The following is a 20,421-nucleotide window of genomic DNA, read 5'->3' on the forward strand; positions in this document are numbered from 1 at the left end:
CTCCTCCGCCCCGCCCTCGGATCAGGTGGACGAAGACTTGTTGCCGAGCAGCTTCGGGGAGGCCGGAGCGGCGGGCAGGACGACGCGGAAGGTGGTGCCCTTTCCCAGCTCGCTCTCCACGGAGATCTCTCCCCCCAACCCCGACACGATGCCGTGGCAGATGGACAGGCCGAGTCCCGTCCCCGTCCCCACCGGCTTGGTGGTGAAGAAGGGGTCGAAGATGCGGTCGCGCACCTCGGGGGCGATGCCACTGCCGGTGTCCGTCACCTCGATGATCACGTGCGTGCCGATGGCGCGCACCCGCACGCGCACCTCGTTGCGCTCGGGCTGGTTGGCGGGCAGGGCCTGGGCCGCGTTGATGAGCAGGTTGAGGAACACCTGCCCCAGGCGGATCTCACTGGCCCACACCACCGGCACCGGCTCGAAGTCCTTCACCACCTGGGCGCGCCCGCGCAGCTCGTTGCGCACCAGGCGCAGGCTCGACTCAAGCACCTCGCGCACGTCCACCGCGGACAGCTGCTCGCCATCGTCGCGCGAGAGCGTCCGCAGGTCGCGCATGATGTGCCGCATCCGCTCGGCGCCCTGGTGCGTCTCGCTCAGCACCTCCTGCATCTCCCGCAGCGGCTCGGGCGGCAGCTCGCCCATGAGCCGCTGGCACTCCTGCTCCAGGAAGCCCAGGTTGGAGAGCACGAAGGCGAGCGGGTTGTTGATTTCATGCGCGATGCCGGCCGCCAGCGTGCCCACGCTCGCCAGCCGGTCGGCCAGCAGCAGGCGCGACTGCATCTGCTTGCGCTCGGTGACGTCCCGCGCGCTCACCACCGTGGCCGCCTCGCCGTCGAAGAGCAGCCGCATGGCGCTCAGCTCCGCCTCCACCGGCTGGCCGCCCGCGCGCAGGAAGCGCACCTCGCGGATGGAGTTCTCCTCGCCCTTGAGCACGCTGGCGGCCACCTCCCGGTCATCCGGGTGGATGAGCTCCAGCAGCGAGGCGCCGTCGAGCCCCTCCGCCGAGCCATGGCCCAGGAAGGTGAGCCCCGCCGGGTTGATGTAGAGCAGGTGGCCGCCGCGGTGCACGAAGATGGCCTCGGGCAGCCCCTCGATGAGGGTGCGGAAGCTCTCCTCGGAGCGGCGCAGCGCCTCCTCGGCGCTCTTGCGCGCGGTGATGTCCACGGCCACGCCCCCGAGCAGGTGCCGGCCGAACGCATCGCGCAGGGCGAACTTGTGGATGAGCCAGTGGTGCTCCGTCCCCTCGGGCGAGAGCACCAGCTGCTCGGCGCAGAAGCGCTGCCCGGTGGTGAGCACGCTCTGGTCCTCCATGCGCATCCGCTCGGCCTGCGAGGCGGTGAACAGCTCGGCATCCGTCATCCCCACCATCGCCTCCGCCGAGCGCCGGAAGAAACGGGCGTAGGCCTCGTTCACCCACGTGCGCCGGCCCGAGTCGTCCTTCATGAAGGCGATCAGCGGACTCTGGTTCATGAAGGAGTAGAACAGCTCCTGGCTCTGCTGGAGCGCCGCCAGGGTGTCGGCGAACTCGGCCACCAGGGTGCCCTTGGCCTCGAACTCGGAGGCGTTGATCATCGCCGCGCCGAGCAGCTGACCCATCAGCTCCAGCGTGCGCACGTCCAGGTCATCGTAGGCGTTGGGCTCGCCGTAGATGACGTTGAGCGCGCCCATGCCGGTGCCACCCCGCTGCAGCGGGACGACGATCATCGAGCGGGCGTTGATCTGCCGGGTGGCGGTCACGTTCACCCGCGGATCATTCTCGGTGTCGCGGGTGTGGAGCACCTCGCCGCGCAGGATGCTCATGCCCGAGAGGCTGTGGGCGAGCTTCAGCCGGAAGCCGCGGTGGGGGGTCTGGCTCCCGATGGCCACGTGATAGACCAGCTCCTCGCCCTCGACCAGCGCCACCGAGGCGCCCGTCGCGCCGCTCAGCTCCAGGGCGCGCTCGGCGATGAGCCTCATCACCGTGTCCATCTCGAGCCCCGCCAGGGCGACGTCGTTCTGGGTCTGGATGATGGCGGTGAGCCGCTCCAGCTCGCCGCGCGAGGGCGGGCCCTTCTGGGTGGCCTGCATCCCGGCCGTCCTGCGCCGGCCGAGCCACTCGAGCCGGGTGCGCAGCCGCGACGGCTCGAAGGGGGCGATCAGGTAGTCATCCACCGCGGCGGCCAGCAGGGCTTCCAGGGGCACCGGCTCGTTCGAGGCGGGCAGCAGCGCGAGGAGGAAGGGCCGGGGCCGCACGTCCGGGGGAATGGGCCGCCGGGAGATCTCCTCGGCGATGTCACGCCCGGACACCAGCACGCCCTCCACCCCGCGAAGCCATGGCTGGGCCTGCTCGGCATGTGGGGTGTGGACCACCTCGTGGCCCCATTCCTGGAGGAGCTGGCGGATGGAGTCATCGGCTGGTGGACCAACGAGGAGCAGCTTCATGGTGGTCGCTGGAAGGGGGCATGGCCCTCCTACAGGGATGACCTCCTGCCGTGGAATCCGCTCACCTGTCCGATGTGCTCACGATGGATGGGCACGTCCCTCCCCCGGGAAGCGTAGTCCACGGCTTCGTTGGGGAACAAGCCGTCCAGGCTCACGCGAATCAGGGCCGCTCCTCCTCCTCAGCGCCCGAACAGGCCCTTGCGTTTCTGGGGGGCACGGTCCTGCTGGGCCATCTTCGCCAGGCGCTGGCCGAGGATGCGGCTCATCTCCAGGGCCATGGCGGGGTTGGCCATCACCACGCCGCGGAAGTCGTCGCGGCCCACGCTGGCCAGCTCGCACGGCGTGGCGGCCTGGGCGCTGGTGGAGCGAGGCTCGCCCGTGAGGAGGGCAATCTCGCCGAAGAAGCCCCCGGGCTTCACCACCTCCAGCACGCGCCCACCCTCGGCCAGCAGGTTCACTTCTCCGGAGACGACGACGTAGAAGGTCTCCCCCGCTTCTCCCTTGTTGAAGATGGGCTCGCCCGGCGCCTTGCGCAGGTACTCGGCGCCGCGCGCCACGGTGGACAGCTCCTCGTCGCTCAGGGGGGCGAGGAAGTCCACCTTGCGCAGTATCTCGGCCAGGGGCGTGTCGTCGTGGCCCTGGAGCTCGGCGGTGAGGCACTCCACGGCCCGGGCCAGCTCGGCGCGGCGGGCCACGAGGATGATGGTGTACCCGGCGCGCAGCACCGTGCTGCCGTCCGGCAGGGTGATGCGGCCCTCCGGGTCCAACAGGCCGATGAACACGCACTCGCGGGGGAAGTTGGGCAGGGCGCGCACCTGGGCCACCGTCCGGCCGGACACCAGCGCCTTGGGACTCACCTGCAGCTCGAAGAGGATGGCGTCCCCGGCCGCCAGCGGCAGCGAGCCCGCCACCTGGGGGAAGTCGATGGCCGTGGTCATCTTCGCCACCACGACCTCGGCCTCCTCCACCAGCTCGCTCACCCCGGCGAGCCGGTAGGCCTCGCGGTAGCGGCTGTCCAGCATGCGCACCATGACGCGGGCGCCGCCCATGGAGCGCACCAGCGTGGCGAAGGCCAGGTTCTCCGCGTCGCGCGCCAGCACCCCGGCCGCGATGTCCGCGCCGGAGATGCCCGCCGACTCCAGCACGTGCGGATCCGTCGCGTCCCCGCACACCGTCACCACGCCGATGTCCTCGAAGAGCCGGTTGCAGGCGGCCGCGTCCCGCTCCACCACCGTCACCTGGTGGCGCTCCGCCACCAGCCGTGCCGCCAGCGCTCCACCCACCCGTCCGCCACCCGCGATGACGATTCTCATGACGCCTTCCTCCCGTTGCCCGCCTCACCCTCGGGGGCGCCCGACAGCACGTGCTCCAGCTCCAGCGTGCGCTCGTCCAGTCTCGCCAGTTGTGCCTCGGCGGTGGCCTCGGGGATGAGGCCTGCGCGCCGGGCCGACAGCAGCGCGGTGCGCTCCGCGTCGATGAGGCGGCGGCGCGTCACCAGCACGATGCGCGCCCCCTGTGCCAGGTGCTGCTCGCTGAGCCGGCGCAGCTCCCGCTCGGCGCCGGCGATGCCCACCTGGTAGTCGCTGCGCAGGTGCTCGTAGGCCGCGCGGGGGATGAGCCCCTGGTCGTGCAGCACCTCCAGCTCCTGGCGCGCGGCGCGGCTGGCGATGAGCCGCGCCTGCTGCTCGGCCACCGCGTAGGCCACCGGGTCCTCGTGGAAGAGGCCCAGCCGCTTGAGGATGCCGGTGAGCGCGAGCCCCTGGATCACCAGGGACACGAAGGTGACGCCGAAGGCGATGGCCACCAGCAGCTCGCGCGAGGGCGTGGCCTCCGGGAGACCCAGGGCCAGACCGATGGAGAGCGCGCCCTTGATGTTGCCGAGGATGAAGACGTGCTGCCAGCGCAGGGGCACGGCCTCGGAGGGGCGCACCAGGCGCAGCAGCAGGAAGGGCAGGTAGATGGCCACCGCGCGCCCGGCGAAGACACAGGCCACCGCGAGCACCGTCTGGGTCATGTGGGCCACCAGCGTCTGGGGCCGCGTGGTGAGTCCCACCGAGAGGAAGAGGAAGGTGTTCACCCCGAAGGCGGCGTACTCCCAGAAGGTGTGGATGGCCACCTGGCTCTGCGGGGCCACGTGGCGGCGCAGGTTGATGCCGGTGCTCAGGCCGGCCGTCACCGCGGCGATGGCACCCGACAGGTGGAGCTGCTCGCCGATGACGAAGGCGGCGAAGGCCAGCGCCGTGGTCACCATGATTTCGGCGAGCGGATCCTCGGTGTGGCGGATGACGAAGCCGGCCACGAGCCCCAGTGCGAGGCCGAGGACGAGGCCGCCCACGGTGGCGCCCAGCACCTTGGCGCCGAGCAGGGGCAGGGAGAAGGAGGAGTCGCCGCCCACCACGATGTTGGCGATGGCGGCGTAGGCCACGAGCGCGGTGCCGTCGTTGAAGAGACTCTCGCCCTGCATGATGCCGGAGAGGCGCCGGGGCACGGGGGCGCGGCGGAAGGCGTAGAGGATGGAGACGGTGTCGGTGACGGCGAGCATGGCGCCGAGCAGCAGCGCGGGCCCCCAGGCGAGCTCCAGGGCGAAGTGGAGGGCCGTGCCGGTGGCGGCGATGGCCAGCACCATGCCCAGGGTGGCCAGGGTGGCGATGGGCAGGAGGTTGGCGCGCACGTTGGCCACGTCCGCGGTGATGCCGCCCTCGAAGAGGAGCAGCGGCAGGCAGACGAGGAAGACGACCTCGGGGTTGAGCGGGGGGACGCCCGGGAGGATGCCTCCCACGGCGATGAGCAGGCCACCGACCACCAGCGCGACGTTGTACGGAATGCGGACGCGCTTGGCGGCGATGGCGAGCGAGCTGGCGGCCACCATCAGGCCGATGATGAGGGGCATCTCAAGGTGCACGCGGGGCCAAGACTCGCAGATACGGGGGCTTCGTGCACGGGTTGTCCGCACCGTGACCGCGGTTTGGCGGGGGGGGCCCTCGCGGGCGGGCCCCTGGCCGGATGCCTGGCGCGAGGAGGCATGGGCGGGATTGGCGTGGAGCCCACTCCGGTTCGGGGGGCCATGAAACGCATCCTCCTATCGCTTGCCCTCCTGGCGGTCGCGGCTTGTGGTCCCGAGACGCCCGGAGACGCCTCCACGGATTCCTCTTCGACGCTGGGCACCCGGGAGGCGCCCCTGGCGATCTCTCCCGCGGGCTCCATCCCCACGGGTCTTCCCGCGCGCCTCATGGTGGGCCTGTTCGAGAACAACGGACAGACCTGGATGAAGAACAGCGGCGTGCCCTGGGATGCGCGCTACCGCTATTTCACCAAGGGGTGGGTCAACAACTGGGGCTGGTATCCCAAGGATGGCTCCTACGGTAAGGAGTTCATGGTGGAGTCCGCCGCCCAGGGCTCCCTGCCGGTCATCCAGTACTACCAGGTCAACTCCGAGGATGGTGGCGGTGAGGACCAGTTCCTCGCCAAGGTGCAGAAAGCCACCACGATGGCGAGCTACTTCTACGACTTCAAGGTGCTGATGCAGCGGGCGAAGGAGTTCAACAAGCCCGTGCTGGTGCTCATGGAGGCGGACGGCTTCGGCTTCCTGCAGAAGCAGACGCAGAGCAATCCCAACACCTACGCGGCGGTGGCGGCCTCGGGCGTGCCGGAACTGTCCGGGCTGCCCAACACGGTGGCCGGGTGGGGGCTCTCCTTCCTCCAACTGCGCAAGGCGGTGGGCGCGAACAACGTCATCCTGGGCATCCACATCTCGGGGTGGGCCAGTGACAAGGACATCGCGCACTTCTCCGTGACGGACCCGCTGCAGCCGGAGGTCGACAAGGTCTACAACTTCCTCAAGCCATTGGGGCTGGGGCCCAACGTCACGGGGGCGACCTATGACGTGCTGGTGGGCGATCCGCTCGACCGGGACGCGGATTTCTTCAGGATCACGAAGGGTCAGGACCGCTGGTGGGACGTGAGTGACACGGCCCCCATCGAATCCAAGAGCTTCAACCGTTACGCCGAGTGGCTGCGGCTGTGGAACGTGACGTCGGGCAAGCGCTGGGTGTTGTGGCAGCTGCCCGAGGGCAACTCCAACAGCCCCAACGTGGACAACACGGCGAGCGCGGACGAGGGGAAGAACCTGGCGAACGCGGGCTACAGGGACAACCGCGCCGAGTACTTCTTCGGCACCAACGCCGCCGAGCACCGCGCGAAGTTCGCCAACAGCGGTGTCATCGCGCTGCTCTTCGGGCGGGGTGAGGGCGTGCAGGCCTCGCACACCAACGACTACTACTCGGACGGCCAGCTCTACCTGAAGAGCCGCGCGGGCGCCTTCCTGAAGGCCGGTGGACTGGCCATTCCCGCGGGTCCCAACACCAACCCCCCGCCGCCCCCGCCGCCTCCGCCCCCGCCCGGCAAGGACCCGGCGCCGTACAACTTCGAGGCGGGGACGCAGGGGTGGGCCCCCACGAAGTCCGGCGTCACGGGCGTGTCCTCGTCCACCACGCGGGCCTGGGCGGGGAGCCGCTCGCTCGAGGTGAAGCTGGTCGGTAGCGCGGGCGGAACGTCCCCGGTCGCCGTTGCCAATCCCACGGTGACCGCGGGCAAGACGGTGTCCTTCCGGGTGTGGGTCCCCCCGAACCACGGCATCTCGGGCGTGCAGCCCTTTGTGCAGCAGGGCGCGGCGGGCGGTTGGCAGTGGACGGGCAAGTGGACGGGCAACACGGCGCTGAAGGCCGGTGACTGGAACACCATCACCGTGCAGGTGCCCGCGAACGCGGTGACGCCGCTGAGCCAGCTCGGTGTCGAGTTCATCACCCAGACCGCCTGGTCCGGCACGGTGTACGTGGACTCGGTGAGCTGGTGAGTCCGAGGGGCCGCGTGCCTGGGTTTCGGGCGCGCGGCCCCGTTCACGTTCACCGGCGGATGCGCAGGATGACGTCCTTGCGCGGTCCGCAGTCGCCGCGGCCGTCGCAGTTGCTGGTGGTGACGTAGAGGTGGCCGTCCGGGCCCATGGTGGTCTCTCGCAGGCGGCCCCACTCGTTGCGCAGGTACACCTCGTGCCGGGTGACCTGCCGGGGGTTGTCGGGAGAGAAGACCACGCGGTGCAGGTGCCTGGCGCCGAGCACGCCGACGAGCAGCGAGCCCTTCCACTCGGGGATGGCCTCGCCGGTGTAGATGGCGGCACCGCCCGGAGGCACCGCGTCGTCCCAGGTGAGGGACGGGGTGACGAAGCCCTCACCGGACTGGCAGCTGTAGATGGTGGGCCAGCCGAGGTTGTCCCCCTTGCGCACCACGTTGACCTCGTCGTGCCCGCGGCGGAGCGTGTCGCCGCTGGGTCCGTGGTCGGTGAAGTAGAGGGTGTCCCGGTCCTTCCAGTCGAAGCCCTGGGTGTTGCGCACGCCGAGGAGGAAGGCGGCCTTGCCCGGGAAGGGGTTGTCGTCGGGCACCTCGCCCTCGGGAGTGAGGCGCAGCAGCTTGCCGGAGGGGGTGTCCATGGCCTGCGAGTTGTCCGGCTCGCGCGCGTCGCCCGTGCCGACGTAGAGCATGCCGTCCGGGCCGAAGCGGATGCGGCCGCCATCGTGGTACTTGCTGGCGGGGATGTCGCCGAGGATGACGCGCTCGAAGGTGGCGGTGGCGTGGTCCTCGGAGAGCGTCCAGCGCTCCACGCGGTTGCGCGGGCTGCCGTCCGCGTCATGGGTGACGTAGAGGTAGAAGCGCCGGTGGCTCGCGAAGTCGGGAGGCGCGGCGATGCCGAGCAGGCCGCCCTCGCTGCTTCTGGCGATCTTCACGGTGGCGACGGGGTTGGGTTGGAGCACGCCCTGGCGCAGCAGGCGGACGCGGCCGGGGCGCTCGGAGACGAGGGCGTCGCCACCCGGGAGCCAGGCGATGCCCCAGGGGACCTCGAGCCCCTCGGCGACGACATCGACGGTGATGGGCACGGTGCCGTTGGGGCCGAAGTCGTCCTCGACGAGGATGCAGTCGGGCGCGTTCTTCGCCTGGCTCTTGCGGCAGCCGGAGCCAGCGGCGAGGACCAGGAGGGCGGAGAGCAGGAGGCGGGTGCGCATGCCGCATCTATGACGAGCGGAGGGCGCGTCCGCCACCGCCTCGTGGGACGCGCGTCTGGAGGTGGACGTGGTAGAGGGCTCGTGAGCCCGTGAAATCCTTCCGCCACGCCTACAAGGCTCCCAGGGACCCGAGTGCCTACGCTTCGATCGAGGTACGCATGGAGCGTGCGCTCGCGTACGTGGAGGAGGTCCGCGCCCGCTCGGGCCAGCGCCTCACGGTGACGCACCTGGTGGCCAAGGCCGCCGCGGATGCGCTGCGCCGCTACCCGGAGGCCAACGTCATCCTGCGCTGGAACCGCCCGTGGCTGCGTAGGCGCGTGGGCGTCTGTGTCCTCGTGGTGCAGCCGCATCACCTCGGCCGCGTGGACCTCACCACCGCCACCGTGCATGACGCGGACAGGCTCTCGCTCCAGGACTTCGCCGCGGCCATGGAGGAGCGCGTCCAGAACGTGCGCCACCGCCGGGATGCCGTCATCGAACGGGGCAAGCGGCGCTCCTACCGCATCCCCGGCCTCTTCATGAACGCCGCCCTGGACCTGCTCTCCTTCGTCTGGTTCACCCTCAACGTGGACCTCGCCTGGGTGGGCATGCCGAGAGACCCCTTCGGCTCCGTCGCCGTCTCCAACGTGGGCTCGCTGGGGCTCGAGCGGGCCTGGCTGGCCATGGTGCCCTACACCCGCGTGGCCCTCTATCTCGCCCCGGGTGCCGTGCGTGACGTCCCCGTGGTCGATGGGGATTCACTCGTGCCCGGCAAGGGGATGACCCTCTCCTGCACCTTCGACGCGCGCCTCCTCGACGACGAGCTCGCCGCGCGCGTCCTGCGTCACATCGGTGATGCGCTGGAGGACCCCGAGTCCGCCTGGGGACCGCCCGAGGTCCCGCGATAAGGTGGCGGGCATGAGATTGCCGCTCGTCCTCCTGCTCACGCTCACCACGACCGTCTCCGCCGCGCCCAGGCCCCAGGTTCCCGCCGGCTACTGGCCCGAGTCCCGCGTCGAGGAGCTCCTCGCCAAGACCGAGACGATCCGCCTCGCGCCCGACCTCTCGCGCCTCACCCCCGAGGAGCAGCGCGCGGTGAAGGACCTCCTGGAGGTGGGGGGCATCCTCCAGCGCATCTATGAGGAATCGCGGCACCCCGAGGCACTCGAGGCGTACGCACGCCTCACCCGGATGGACCAGCAGACCGGGGGGGCGAAGCGGACGCGGGACCTGCTCACCCTCTATCGGCTCTCCCAGGGCCCCATCGCGACGACGCTCGACAACAAGCGCGAGGCCTTCCTCCCCGTGGCCGCCGAGCTGCCCACGCGCAATGTCTACCCGTCCGACCTCACACGCGAGGAGGTCGAGGCCTTCCTGGCCCAACACCCGGAGACGCGTGACGAGCTCCTCGGCGAGCGCACCGTCGTCCGCCGTGCGACGAAGGCCAGCCTGGCGGGAGATCTCGCGGCGCTCGCGAAGTACCCGGCGCTCGCGCTGCTGCACCCCCGGCTCTCCCCGAACCTGAAATCGCTCGCGAAGAAGCCCGACCCGAAGACGCTCTACGCCGTGCCGTACCCGGTCGCGTACGCGAACGACTTCGTGCGCGCGTACGAGCTGCTCATGAGCGCCGCGGACTCGGTGGAGAAGGGGGATGGGGAGCTCGCGCGCTACCTCCGCAACCGGGCGAGAGATCTGCTCTCCAACGACTACGAGAGCGGGGACGCGGCCTGGGTGACGGGCCGCTTCCAGCGCCTCAACGCGCAGATCGGCTCCTACGAGACGTATGATGACGCGCTCTTCGGCGTGAAGGCGTTCCATGGGATGAGCCTGCTCCTGGCGAACGAGGAGGCGACCCGCGAGCTGCGCCGGGCCCTGAGTGGCTTGCAGGCCATCGAGGACGCACTGCCCTACGCGAGCCACAAGCGCATCCGCGAGGACATCCCGGTCGGCATCTACGAGGTCATCGCCGACTTCGGGCAGGCGCGCGGTACGAACACCGCGACCATCCTCCCCAATGACGCGCTCTTCGCGCACCGCTACGGCCGCACCATCCTGCTGCGCGAGAACATCATGAAGAACCCCGACATCTTCGCCGCCGATGCGCGCGTCTGGCGCGCCGTCACCGCGGACGCGCACGCGAGCGACCTGGCCGCCGAGGGGAACTTCCAGCGGACGCTGTGGCACGAGATCGGTCACTACCTGGGCGTCGACCGGGACGCGCGGGGGCGGGCGCTCGACGTGGCGCTGGAGGACTACGCGGACGCGCTCGAGGAGATGAAGGCGGATCTCGCCTCGCTCTTCGCGCTGCACGCGATGAACAAGGGCGGCACGGTGAGCGACGCCACGCTGCGCGCGGTGCGGGCCTCCGGCATCCGGCGCACGTTGCAGAACGCGAAGCCGCGCCGCGACCAGCCGTACCAGACGATGCAGCTCATCCAGTTCAACTGGTTCCTGGAGCATGGGCTGCTCCAGGCCGACCCGAAGACCGCGCGTCTCACCATCCACTACGAGCGCTACCTGGAGGTCGTCACCTCGCTCTTGAAGGAGGTGCTCGCCGTGCAGCACGCGGGGGACAAGGCCGCCGCCGCTCGCTTCTTCGAGCGCTGGGGCACGTGGACTCCCGAGCTGCACGACGTGCTCGCCGCCCGCGTCCGCGAGGCCCAGGGCGCCCGCTTCCGGATCGTCCACTACTCGGCCCTGGGCGAGTAGGCTTCAGCGGAGGGCGTGGAACCATCCGGCGTACGGGGTGTTCTCGACGAGTCGGCGGTTGAGGTCGGGAGCGCCGTCGGTCCACCACGGCGGTCCTCTCTCTCCGAGGGCCACCTTCGCCCGGTGCACCCGCGCTCTCGCCTCGCGCTCCGCTCTCGTGTCCCCGGCTCGTAGCGCCCGGCCCACGTCCCGCCGCGCGTGCATCAGCGCCTCCACCAGCAGCGCGCGCTGCCTGGGCCCGAGCGCGGGATTGGAGCGCCGCCAGAGCCGTCCCTCCACCACGAGGTAGCGTCCATCGGGCGTCGTGGGGGGCGGCTTCGGCTTGTCCGCTCGGGGGGTCATCGCGGTAACCTTGTCACCCATGGCTGGTGAGGATCGAGAACTGCGAGACACCGTGGAGCGGCTCCAGGCGGAGCTGCGCGAGGCGAAGGACGAGCTGACCCGCAGCCGTGCCGAGATGACGCGCCTGGAGCAGCTCTCGACGCGAGAGAAGCAGGACCGCGTGAAGGCCGAGGCCGAGCGCGCCGCGGCTGAATCGAAGGCGCGCGACGCGGATGCGGCCTTCCAGCATGCCCTCTCCCGACTCGAGCTCGCTCGCAAGGAGTCCAAGTCCGCGCCGGAGGCTCCCTCCAAGCTGGAGCGCCATCGTTCCGGACCCCTGGCCAATGACGGCATCCGTCCCGACAGCACGGAGCAGAAGATCCGCTTCGCGGTGGGAGCCGCGGCGGGCGGCTTCTCCGGCTTCTTCTTCTCGGCCGAGTGGGGCTTCATGTCCGGTGCGCTGACGCTCGGAGTCATCGCGGGCTCGGCCCTGATCGGCGGTGTGCTCGCGTGGTGGTACGGGGACCGTTACTGGACGAGCTGACGCTTCAGGGGCGGGTCTTGCCGCTCCCCGGGAGCTGGTCGGGATGGGTGGGCACCCGGACGTCGCCCGAGATGATTCGGGCCTTCAGCTCCTCCAGCGTGCGCAGGGCGTCCTGCTTGCCGGGGAAGTCGAGGCGCACCGGGGCGTAGGTGATGCCGCCCTCCTTGAGGCCCAGTGACTGGTTGCCGCCCTGGAAGCGGTCTCGCACCCTGTCACGCACCGCCTCGTAGACGACGAGGTCCACCCGCTTCACCACCGCGGACAGCACCGCCTTCGGCGCCAGGTGGGTCGGGTCCGAGTCCACGCCGATGACGTACACCGGCCTGCCCTCGTCGCGCGCCTCCTTCACCGCCTGGATGGCGCCCAGCCCGTCCACTCCGGCCGCCGCGAAGATGACGTCCGGCCCCTTCGACAGCATGTCCTGTCCCACCTGCTTGCCGAGCGCGAAGTGGGTGAAGCTCCCCGTGTAGTTGACGATGACCTGCGCCTTGGGATTCGTGGCGGCCACGCCGGCCCGGAAGCCCGCCTCGAACCGCTTCACCAGCGGGATTTCCATGCCGCCCACGAAGCCCACCTTGCCGCTCTTCGTCACCAGTCCGGCCAGTGCCCCCACCAGGTAGCAGCCCTCCTCCTCGCGGAACACCACCGTGCGCACGTTGGGCAGCGTGTACGGCTCGTTCCGTTCATTCAGCAGCGGGCTGTCCACCAGGAGGAACCGCATGTCCGGGTTGCGCTTCGCCACCGTCTCCACGGCGTTCTCCAGCATGAAGCCCACCGCCACGGAGAGCGATACCCCCTGGTCCACGAGCAGTTGCAGGTTGGGCTCGTAGTCCTCCGCCACCCGGCTCTGGAGGACGACGGGGGTGATGTCGAGCGGGGCGAGCTGGGATTTCCGCTCCGCCAGGTCCGGCCCGAACGAGGCCTCGCGCTCCTCGGACGCCAGCGGCTTGTAGCCGCCCTCCTCGTGCTTCACGCCCGCGGCCCACAGCTCCAACCCGCGCAGCGCCGAGTCGTTGAAGGCCTGGTCTCCCCGGCCTCCCAGTCCCAGCACGAGCCCCACCTTCGGCCGCGTGGCCGCTGGCGTTGGGGCCGCGGCCGCCGGAGCGGGTGATTTTTCCGCCGCGGCGGGTGCTTCCTTGTTGCTCTTGCAGGCCGACAGCACGGCGAGGACGAGGAGCAGGAGGTGGCGTGGGCTCATGGGTCCTTGGATTTAACACGCTCCCTGAACGACCACGGGGCGCCCCCGGTCTCCCGGAAACGCCCCGTGTTGAACCCTGGGCTCTCGATACCCTCACCCCGTCCCTCTCCCGGAGGGAGAGGGGTAGGGGTGATTGTGGTGGGGCCAGGTCCTCAGATGTCGAAGTAGAGCTGGTACTCCATCGGGTGCGGACGCAGGCGGATGGCGTCCACCTCCTTCTGCTTCTGCTCGATCCAGCTGTTGAGCGAGTCCTCGCTGAAGACGTCTCCCTTGAGCAGGAACTTGTGGTCCTTCTTCAGGCAGTCCAGCGCCTCGTCCAGCGAGCCCGGCATCTTCGGCACGTCCTTGAGCTCCTCCGGCGACAGCCCGTAGATGTCCTTGTCCAGCGGCTCGCCCGGGTCGATCTTGTTCTCGATGCCATCCAGCCCCGCCATCAGCTGCGCGGCGAACGCCAGGTACGGGTTGCAGCTCGGGTCCGGCGAGCGGAACTCCAGGCGCTTGGCCTTCGGGCTCGCGCTGAACATCGGGATGCGGATGGACGCGCTGCGGTTGCGGCTCGAGTACGCCAGGTTCACCGGCGCCTCGTAGCCCGGCACCAGCCGCTTGTACGAGTTGTTCGTCGGGTTGCAGATCGCCGCCAGCGCCCGCGCGTGCTTGAGGATGCCGCCGATGTAGTGCAGCGCCATCTCGCTCATGCCCGCGTAGCCCTCGCCAGCGAACAGCGGCTTGCCGCCCTTCCACAGCGACTGGTGCGTGTGCATGCCGCTGCCGTTGTCCCCGTACAGGGGCTTGGGCATGAACGTCACCGCCTTGCCATGCCGCGCGGCCACGTTCTTCAGCACGTACTTGAACCACATCAGGTTGTCCGCCGTCTTCACCAGCGTGTCGAAGCGGAAGTCGATCTCCGACTGGCCCGCCGTCGCCACCTCGTGGTGCTGGCGCTCCACGATAATCCCCACTTCACCGAGGATGCGCACCATCTCGTCGCGCAGGTCGTTGTGCGCGTCCGTGGGCATGACGGCGTTGTAGGCGTCCTTGTAGTTCGGCTTGTAGCCCAGGTTGCCGCCCGGCTCCTCGCGGCCCGTGTTCCACGCGCCCTCGATGGAGTCGATCTCGAAGAACATGTGGTGCGGGTCCGTGCTGTAGCGCACCCCGTCGAAGATGAAGAACTCGGCCTCGGGTCCGAAGTACGCCGTGTCCGCCAGGCCCGTGCTCTTGAGGTACTTCTCCGCGCGCGCGGCGATGTTGCGCGGATCCCTCATGTACTGCTCTTTGGTGATGGGATCGCTCACGTTGCACAGCAGCACCAGCGTCGGCGTCTGCGTGAACGGATCCATCACCGCGGTGTTCGGGTCCGGCATCACCAGCATGTCGGAGTTGTGAATCTCCAGCCAACCCTTGATGGACGAGCCGTCGAAGCCGAGGCCCTCCTCGAAGATACCCTCGCTCAGCTCGTGCAGCGGAACCGCGAAGTGGCGCCAGCGACCGATGAAGTCGATGAAGCGCAGGCTCACCATCTGCGCGCCGTGCTCCTTCGCGAACGAAAGCACGTCCTTCGCCGTCTTGGTGGTCATGGTGTTCGGAATCCTTTCCTGCCGGGTGGGTACTCCCAGGGCGTCGCGGACACTAGGGACGACATCCTCCGGAGAAAAGAGGAACTTGCGGGCGGGTATTGGCCTCTCGACAGGGGAGCGCGATGTTGAGCTGGCAACTTCCTGGAGGAGCACCCTGTCCACCGGTGATCGGCATCGCGAGCTGTGGAGGTTCCCCGGGCTGTCAGCCCTGGTGGCATTGCTCCTGCTGTGCGGCTGTGCCACGGGGGCGCCCCCAGCGGGGCTGTTGACCTCCCTGGGCGTGCGCTCCCGGGTTGTCCCTGGGGCACCGCGTGCGCTGGAGCCGCGTGACCTGCGGGCCATGGCGGAGGCCGAGGCGCGGCAGCGACGCACGCGGGAGGCCGAGGCTTTGGAAACAGCGGTGGCGGCGGTGCACGCTCGCGCCTGGGAGGGGGGAGGGTCCGAGGCACGAGTGGGTGGACGGCTCGTGTTGCGCCTGCGGATGGACGGGCGAAGCATGATTCTCCAGGACTGTGTCATGGAGCCGGGAGTGGGGCCCGAAGGCGTGCCGGTGCGAGAGGCCTCCTTCCGCCTCGTGTTGAAGCGGGCATTGCTTCAAGAAGCCTGGGGGTGGAGCGGTGATGTGGTGGTGGTGCTTCAGCGTGCTCGCGAGGGCTGGGAACTCGTGGATTCCTCGGCCCCCACGGCTTCGGCCATGCGAGGCATGAGGCCCATGGTTCGCCCGTCGGTCATGCCGGCCCATGGCTCTTCCACTGCTGCATCCACCCTTTCCTCGCGAGCCGATGGATCGGACACTGCTCTGCCCGAGCGGGATGAGCGGAAGAAGGTGGAGGCCGAGCGCTGGAAGGCGGTCGAAGCGAAGCTGGAGGAGTATCTGCAATGGGGCATGCGGTTGATGGAGACGCATGTCGCGCATCTGCGCCGCATCGCTCCCGGCCATCGCCTCACGGACCATCCGCTGCGTGAGAAGTCGTTGTCGGCCCTCGTAAGTGCCACGCTGGGATGGGCCTACGCTCATACCGAGGATCCGGACTTCCTACGTCGCGGGCCCTCCGAGGTTGCTCTCTACCTGTTGGCGAGCCGATCGGCCCTGGCCACCGCGATCGAGTTGGGCAAGCGGGCCCCACCTCACCTCGACTACACCCCTCCTCCAGAGGACACGTACACCTCGGAGGAGTTGCTGCTGGAGCTCGCGGTGGGCTTCACTCCCGGCGTGGGCGAGGTGACGGAGCTGGAGGCCGCCTTGACCGGATTCAGCCTCACCGGCCACCGTCTCAGCGAGCCCGAGCGCGTCTTGTCCGCCGTGGGGGTGTTGCTGCCCTTCGTGAACGGCAAGTTGCTGAAGCAGGGAGGAGAGGGGGCCCTGCAACGAGTTGCCCTCCTCACCGGCAAGGGTCTGGACGAGGTGCGGGTGCTTTCGCGTGTCGCCTCCCACCTCGCTCCCGAGGATGTGCGGGAGATCGAGCGCCTGTTGCGCAACGCCTCGGAGGGACGTGTTCTGACCCAGGGGGAGTTGGAGTTCCTCCAACGCGTGGCCCTCCGGCTGGAGACGCCCGTGCGCGAGGCCTCCGAGGCGCTCCGGCGTGGAGACAAGCTGCCCCTGCTGGGTGTTCGTACCCTCACGGATGGTTCACGGCTGCTTCCTGGCACTCCCGAGCACCTGGCCCAGTGCTGGGTGGACTACCAGTTCCGCCACCCTGGCAAGTACCCGCGCTTCTCCTATGGGGTGGACCCGGAGTGGGAGCGCCTCTACCGCTCCATCCTCGCCAACAAGCCCGTGGGCAATGCCTTCGAGAACGCCACCCTCGCGAGGCAGGGCTACATGAAGAACACCGCCATGATGGTGCCTCCACCTGGCGGGATGGCTTCGGGTTTCATCCCCGACTCGGTGCTCGGCAACCCCGGCGAGCTGGTGTGGGGCAAGCCCTACCATTTCGTCGAGGCCAAGGCTCGCGACGAGCTGGCCCATACCGGCAACCTCAAGGTCATGCTCGATTACGTGCGCGAGTACGGAGGTCATGTCGAACTCTGGGTTCGTTCCGCTCGGCATCCGGATGGGGCAACGCGGCTCACCAAGCCTCTCCAGAATGTGCTGCGCGAACTCGAAGATATCGGCAGAGTGACGCTCCTCTCCCACCCCTGATGGGTTCCATGCGTAAGCCTCTGACGACACGCATCTGCCTGCCCCCCGGCATCCCATCAGGCGCGGTGATAAGTAAGTTCCTCCACCTTGCTTTCGAGAAGTACCGATGGTTCTCGCCGGTGCGGTACGGGGTAGCCTCCCTGAACAGCAGGCTCAACCCGGACGACATCGATTACGACGCCCTGCTGCGCTTCTATGAGGAGCGCGACACCCTTTGCGTCACGGCCAGAACGGATCGGGATTTCTTCCTCATCTTTCCATCGAAGCCCGATGACCCTCTCTACACGGGTGGCGTCACCTGGGTGACGTCGGTGACGTGTGCCTCGAAAGCTTCCTGGCGTGCGGCGCACCTCGAGCAGGTGACCGAGCTCATGCGCCTCGTGCGCTCTCCCTTCGCGTTCTCCTCGATGGACGATGACATCGAGCACAAGACCCGGCGCTGGGTGCCTCATGAAAAGGGGGGACAGCGTCATGTCTCGACCGTACGGGACTACAGCCAGGGCCTCGCCGGCCTCTTCTGGAGGAACTTCTACGGCCCGCCCTTCATCCGACTCTTCGGCGAGCGCCTCACGTCCCTATCGCCCGAGTACCGCCAGCCGCTCGGGGATGACCTCGTCCTCGTGCAGCCCTACGTGCTTCCCACCGAAGCAGGCACCGAAGCGGGTGCGGCCCGGGAGCGCGAGCTCATCGCCCACCTCGGGCCCGAGTGCTTCTACGACCACACTCACCATGTGCCGCCCACCCGCTGCCCCGTGCTCGACCATCTCACCGAGCCCCTGCACTGACAGCGATGCGCCTCAGCGCTTCGCGCGCGTGATCAGGCCCACCGAGCCGAGGATGGCTCCCATGGCGAGGAAGCCCCAGGTGCTCAGCGACTCGCCCGCGAGGAACGTGCCGAGCAGCACGGCCACCATCGGGTTGACGTAGGCGTAGCTGGTGGCGAGCGCCGGCCGGGCGTTGCGCAGCAGGTAGCCGTAGGCGCTGAAGGCCACCAGCGAGCCGAAGACGATGAGGTAGCCCAGCGACAGGAGGGCGCGCGGTGTCGGCAGGGTGGTGAGGTGCTCGCCCGCTCCGAAGCTGATGAGCAGGAAGAGGACGCCGCCGGTGAGCATCTGCGTGGCGGTGGACATGAGCCCCTCCGCCATCGGCAGCCGCCGCGTCCAGATGGAGCCGAACGCCCAACTCAGCGGGCCCACCAGCAGCGCCAGCACGGCCCACAGGTGGCCGCTCATGTCGCTGCCGAGGTTGAGCAGCACCAGGCCGCAGAAGCCGATGCCCAGGCCCCAGCGCTCGGCCCGCCCGGGCCACTGGCCGAAGAGGCCGCTGAAGAGCGCGGTCCACAACGGCACGCTGCCCACCACGATGGCCACCACTCCCGAGGGCACCCACTGCTGGGCGAAGACCACGGCGCCGTTGCCCCCGACGAGCAGCAGGAAGCCGATGAGCGCGCCCGCTCCCCACTGGCGCGCCGAGGGGTTGGCGTACCCGCGCAGCCTCAGCACGGTGTAGAGGATGGAGCCCGCCACCATGTAGCGCAGCCCCGCCATGAGGAAGGGCGGGAACCCCCCCTCGAGCACCCAGTGGATGGCCAGGTACGTCGAGCCCCAGATGACATAGAGCGCGAAGAGGCAGAAGTAGAGCGTCCCGCGGTTCGTGTCCGCGGTCGTGGAGTCCGCCGGTACCGTGGCGGTGGGAATCGAGGAGGTGATGGTGGACAAGGCGTCGCGCTTTTAACGCCGGGGCCCGCTCCTCGCGATGTACTCCGTCGGCCTACCCGCCAGGCCGAGTGCTCCGCCCGGTGGCTCACATCGGGCACCTGGGGCGTTGGTTCTACGACAGCGGACAGCCCAGGGGAGCGGGGAGGAGTCGCCCGCGGGGGCTCGTATGGCTGGGGCGTGCTCGCCGGACCCTGTCCCGGAGGACGAAGCGCGCCAGGGTCCCGGGTCTTACCAGTGACCTGGAAGGCGCCTGTCGCGCGGCGCGGCCCTGGGTCGCGCGGCAGCCGGAAAGGTGATGGAATGGGCCATCTCCGCTCGCACCCTGGACGGGCTCCGTCCAGGCGGGCGGGGGATTGAACCGTACCCTCCATCTTCTTAATCTTTCAGGGCATTCTCGCTGTTTTCGTCGGCCGCGCCGAAGCGCCGTTGGGGAGTGTGAGCAGAGATGTCCGAAGAGTTGGGTGAGCGCGAGAAGGAAGTCCTCCGAGCCGTCGTGCAGGAATACATCGCCCGGGGTGGCCCGGTCGGGAGCCAGCACCTGGCGCGCAAGCCGGAGTTCGACGTGTCCTCCGCCACGCTGCGCAACGTGCTGGCGGACCTGGAGGAGCTGGGCTTCCTGGAGAAGCCCCACACCTCCGCTGGCCGGGTGCCCACGGACCGTGGCTATCGCTTCTACGTGGACACGCTGGTGCAGCTGAGGGACCCGGGGCCGCGCGACCGCGAGCTCATCCACGCGGGGCTCGCGCACGAGACGGGCATGGAGGAGATGCTCGGCGAGGCCTCGCGCCTGTTGCACTCGCTCACCCGGCACGCGGGAGTCGTCGTCACCCCGCGCCCGGACGTGGCCATCTTCCACCGCATCGAGTTCGTCCGGCTGCGGGAGGACCGCGTGCTGGCCATCCTCGTGGGGCAGAACGGCCAGGTCATCAACAAGCTGCTGTCGGTGGACTTCCCCGTCACCTCGGACGAGCTGCTCAAGGCGAGCAACTACCTGTCCGAGCTGCTGCACGAGGTGACGCTGGAGGAGGCGCGCGAGCGCATCCGGGGCGAGCTGGACCAGGAGCAGGCGCTCTACAACGTGCTGACGGCCAAGGCGCTCAAGCTGGGGGCGGCGGCCACGGACCTGCAGACGGGGGAGCGGGTGCTCATCGAGGGCACGGGCTCGTTCCTGGAGCAGCCCGAGTTCGCGGACGTGGAGCGCATGCGCGCGCTCTTCAAGGCGCTGGGGGAGAAGCACAAGCTGCTGGCGCTGCTGGATCGGGTGCAGCGGGCGCGCGAGATGCAGATCTTCATCGGCACCGAGAGCGAGTTCTCCTCGGCGGGGGACGTGACGGTCATCGCGAGCCCCTACGGCAGCCGGGAGCAGGTGCTGGGGACGGTGGGGGTCATCGGGCCCACGCGGATGAACTACCAGCGCATCATCCCGTTGGTGAACTTCACCGCGCAGGCCCTCTCGAGCGCGCTGGACAAGGCGTGAGCCTTCCCTCCCTCTCCCCCTGGGAGAGGGCTGGGGTGAGGGTCTACTTCCGGCGAAGCTCGAGCCGCGAGGGCTCCTGTGCGGACTGTGCCGCCGCGCCGCGAGCCGCCTCCAACTGGATGGGGCGGAGCCACATCAAGACGAGCGCCGCGATGCACAGGGCGGCGGCGATCAAGAGTGGGACGAGAGAACGGTGTCGCACGGGCCCCTCCGTGGGGATGGCTGGTCGCCATCCAGGAGGGGAGAGCCTAGTGGGGAATGGGGCGGTTGCCGAGATTCCG

General features: G+C 69.3%; 16 protein-coding genes. 7 read left to right on the top strand and 9 right to left on the bottom strand.

What is annotated here, in order from left to right:
* Positions 1 to 21 precede the first annotated feature (21 nt).
* The 3 genes from JRI60_RS05800 to JRI60_RS05810 all read right to left on the bottom strand — a co-directional run bounded on the left by JRI60_RS05800 (position 22) and on the right by JRI60_RS05810 (position 5,326).
* Positions 22 to 2,424: an ATP-binding protein gene (locus JRI60_RS05800; protein WP_204224857.1), complete on the bottom strand. Its 2,403-nt coding sequence runs from the start codon at positions 2,422 to 2,424 to the stop codon at positions 22 to 24.
* Between the two features lie 179 nt (positions 2,425 to 2,603).
* Entirely contained in the window at positions 2,604 to 3,737 is a 1,134-nt protein-coding gene (locus tag JRI60_RS05805) for an NAD-binding protein (protein WP_204224858.1), read from the bottom strand.
* The gene (locus tag JRI60_RS05810; protein ID WP_204224859.1) at positions 3,734 to 5,326 is read right to left on the bottom strand and encodes a cation:proton antiporter; all 1,593 of its coding nucleotides are present in this window, start codon (positions 5,324 to 5,326) and stop codon (positions 3,734 to 3,736) included. Before JRI60_RS05810 ends, JRI60_RS05805 begins: the two co-directional genes overlap by 4 nt.
* 162 nt (positions 5,327 to 5,488) lie before the next feature.
* Between JRI60_RS05810 and JRI60_RS05815 the strand changes: the two genes are divergently transcribed.
* Positions 5,489 to 7,276 (top strand): hypothetical protein, encoded by a 1,788-nt coding sequence (locus JRI60_RS05815; protein ID WP_239470372.1) that lies wholly within the window; start codon positions 5,489 to 5,491, stop codon positions 7,274 to 7,276.
* A 49-nt stretch (positions 7,277 to 7,325) separates the two neighbouring features.
* Here the strand turns inward: JRI60_RS05815 and JRI60_RS05820 are convergent, their stop codons facing one another.
* The gene (locus JRI60_RS05820; protein ID WP_204224860.1) at positions 7,326 to 8,477 is read right to left on the bottom strand and encodes a PQQ-dependent sugar dehydrogenase; all 1,152 of its coding nucleotides are present in this window, start codon (positions 8,475 to 8,477) and stop codon (positions 7,326 to 7,328) included.
* An 89-nt stretch (positions 8,478 to 8,566) separates the two neighbouring features.
* Between JRI60_RS05820 and JRI60_RS05825 the strand changes: the two genes are divergently transcribed.
* Together JRI60_RS05825 and JRI60_RS05830 are read left to right on the top strand one after the other, a co-directional pair.
* Positions 8,567 to 9,364 carry a 2-oxo acid dehydrogenase subunit E2 gene (locus JRI60_RS05825; RefSeq protein WP_239470373.1) on the top strand — a complete coding sequence of 266 codons (798 nt, stop codon included), beginning with the start codon at positions 8,567 to 8,569 and terminating at the stop codon, positions 9,362 to 9,364.
* Positions 9,365 to 9,374: 10 nt separating this feature from the next.
* Positions 9,375 to 11,165 (top strand): NUDIX hydrolase, encoded by a 1,791-nt coding sequence (locus tag JRI60_RS05830; protein ID WP_204224861.1) that lies wholly within the window; start codon positions 9,375 to 9,377, stop codon positions 11,163 to 11,165.
* Between the two features lie 3 nt (positions 11,166 to 11,168).
* Here JRI60_RS05830 and JRI60_RS05835 read toward each other — a convergent pair whose 3' ends face one another.
* Positions 11,169 to 11,528, bottom strand: a complete 360-nt coding sequence (locus JRI60_RS05835; protein ID WP_239470374.1) for a hypothetical protein — start codon at positions 11,526 to 11,528, stop codon at positions 11,169 to 11,171.
* On the opposite strand from JRI60_RS05835, the gene JRI60_RS05840 reads away from it, so the two are divergent.
* Entirely contained in the window at positions 11,527 to 12,030 is a 504-nt protein-coding gene (locus JRI60_RS05840; RefSeq protein ID WP_204224862.1) for a hypothetical protein, read from the top strand. The genes JRI60_RS05835 and JRI60_RS05840 overlap by 2 nt on opposite strands.
* 4 nt (positions 12,031 to 12,034) lie before the next feature.
* Here the strand turns inward: JRI60_RS05840 and JRI60_RS05845 are convergent, their stop codons facing one another.
* Both JRI60_RS05845 and glnA read right to left on the bottom strand, forming a co-directional pair.
* The gene (locus JRI60_RS05845) at positions 12,035 to 13,228 is read right to left on the bottom strand and encodes a BMP family lipoprotein (protein WP_204224863.1); all 1,194 of its coding nucleotides are present in this window, start codon (positions 13,226 to 13,228) and stop codon (positions 12,035 to 12,037) included.
* Between the two features lie 152 nt (positions 13,229 to 13,380).
* Positions 13,381 to 14,802 (bottom strand): type I glutamate--ammonia ligase, encoded by a 1,422-nt coding sequence (gene glnA, locus JRI60_RS05850; protein ID WP_204224864.1) that lies wholly within the window; start codon positions 14,800 to 14,802, stop codon positions 13,381 to 13,383.
* 496 nt (positions 14,803 to 15,298) lie between these two features.
* Here glnA and JRI60_RS05855 point away from each other — a divergent pair, with 496 nt between their 5' ends.
* The gene (locus JRI60_RS05855) at positions 15,299 to 16,945 is read left to right on the top strand and encodes a pre-toxin TG domain-containing protein (RefSeq protein ID WP_204224865.1); all 1,647 of its coding nucleotides are present in this window, start codon (positions 15,299 to 15,301) and stop codon (positions 16,943 to 16,945) included.
* A 65-nt stretch (positions 16,946 to 17,010) separates the two neighbouring features.
* Positions 17,011 to 17,730: a hypothetical protein gene (locus JRI60_RS05860; RefSeq protein ID WP_204224866.1), complete on the top strand. Its 720-nt coding sequence runs from the start codon at positions 17,011 to 17,013 to the stop codon at positions 17,728 to 17,730.
* 12 nt (positions 17,731 to 17,742) lie between these two features.
* On the opposite strand, the gene yedA is transcribed toward JRI60_RS05860, so the two are convergent.
* Complete coding sequence (gene yedA / locus JRI60_RS05865; protein WP_204224867.1) at positions 17,743 to 18,663, bottom strand: drug/metabolite exporter YedA; 921 nt, start codon at positions 18,661 to 18,663, stop codon at positions 17,743 to 17,745.
* 445 nt (positions 18,664 to 19,108) lie between these two features.
* Between yedA and hrcA the strand changes: the two genes are divergently transcribed.
* Positions 19,109 to 20,140 carry a heat-inducible transcriptional repressor HrcA gene (gene hrcA, locus JRI60_RS05870; protein ID WP_204224868.1) on the top strand — a complete coding sequence of 344 codons (1,032 nt, stop codon included), beginning with the start codon at positions 19,109 to 19,111 and terminating at the stop codon, positions 20,138 to 20,140.
* A gap of 43 nt (positions 20,141 to 20,183) precedes the next feature.
* Here the strand turns inward: hrcA and JRI60_RS05875 are convergent, their stop codons facing one another.
* Positions 20,184 to 20,342: a hypothetical protein gene (locus JRI60_RS05875; RefSeq protein WP_204224869.1), complete on the bottom strand. Its 159-nt coding sequence runs from the start codon at positions 20,340 to 20,342 to the stop codon at positions 20,184 to 20,186.
* Positions 20,343 to 20,421: the final 79 nt, after the last annotated feature.

Source organism: Archangium violaceum, assembly GCF_016887565.1.
In the GTDB taxonomy this organism is placed as follows: domain Bacteria; phylum Myxococcota; class Myxococcia; order Myxococcales; family Myxococcaceae; genus Archangium; species Archangium violaceum_B.

What these genes read in the sequence shown, in the direction of transcription:
- JRI60_RS05800 (WP_204224857.1), bottom strand. Translation starts at nt 2,424, where the DNA reads ATGAAGCTGCTCCTCGTTGGTCCACCAGCCGATGACTCCATCCGCCAG.
- JRI60_RS05805 (WP_204224858.1), bottom strand. Translation starts at nt 3,737, where the DNA reads ATGAGAATCGTCATCGCGGGTGGCGGACGGGTGGGTGGAGCGCTGGCG.
- JRI60_RS05815 (WP_239470372.1), top strand. Translation starts at nt 5,489, where the DNA reads ATGAAACGCATCCTCCTATCGCTTGCCCTCCTGGCGGTCGCGGCTTGT.
- JRI60_RS05820 (WP_204224860.1), bottom strand. Translation starts at nt 8,477, where the DNA reads ATGCGCACCCGCCTCCTGCTCTCCGCCCTCCTGGTCCTCGCCGCTGGC.
- JRI60_RS05830 (WP_204224861.1), top strand. Translation starts at nt 9,375, where the DNA reads ATGAGATTGCCGCTCGTCCTCCTGCTCACGCTCACCACGACCGTCTCC.
- JRI60_RS05840 (WP_204224862.1), top strand. Translation starts at nt 11,527, where the DNA reads ATGGCTGGTGAGGATCGAGAACTGCGAGACACCGTGGAGCGGCTCCAG.
- JRI60_RS05835 (WP_239470374.1), bottom strand. Translation starts at nt 11,528, where the DNA reads ATGGGTGACAAGGTTACCGCGATGACCCCCCGAGCGGACAAGCCGAAG.
- JRI60_RS05845 (WP_204224863.1), bottom strand. Translation starts at nt 13,228, where the DNA reads ATGAGCCCACGCCACCTCCTGCTCCTCGTCCTCGCCGTGCTGTCGGCC.
- glnA (WP_204224864.1), bottom strand. Translation starts at nt 14,802, where the DNA reads ATGACCACCAAGACGGCGAAGGACGTGCTTTCGTTCGCGAAGGAGCAC.
- JRI60_RS05855 (WP_204224865.1), top strand. Translation starts at nt 15,299, where the DNA reads ATGATTCTCCAGGACTGTGTCATGGAGCCGGGAGTGGGGCCCGAAGGC.
- hrcA (WP_204224868.1), top strand. Translation starts at nt 19,109, where the DNA reads ATGTCCGAAGAGTTGGGTGAGCGCGAGAAGGAAGTCCTCCGAGCCGTC.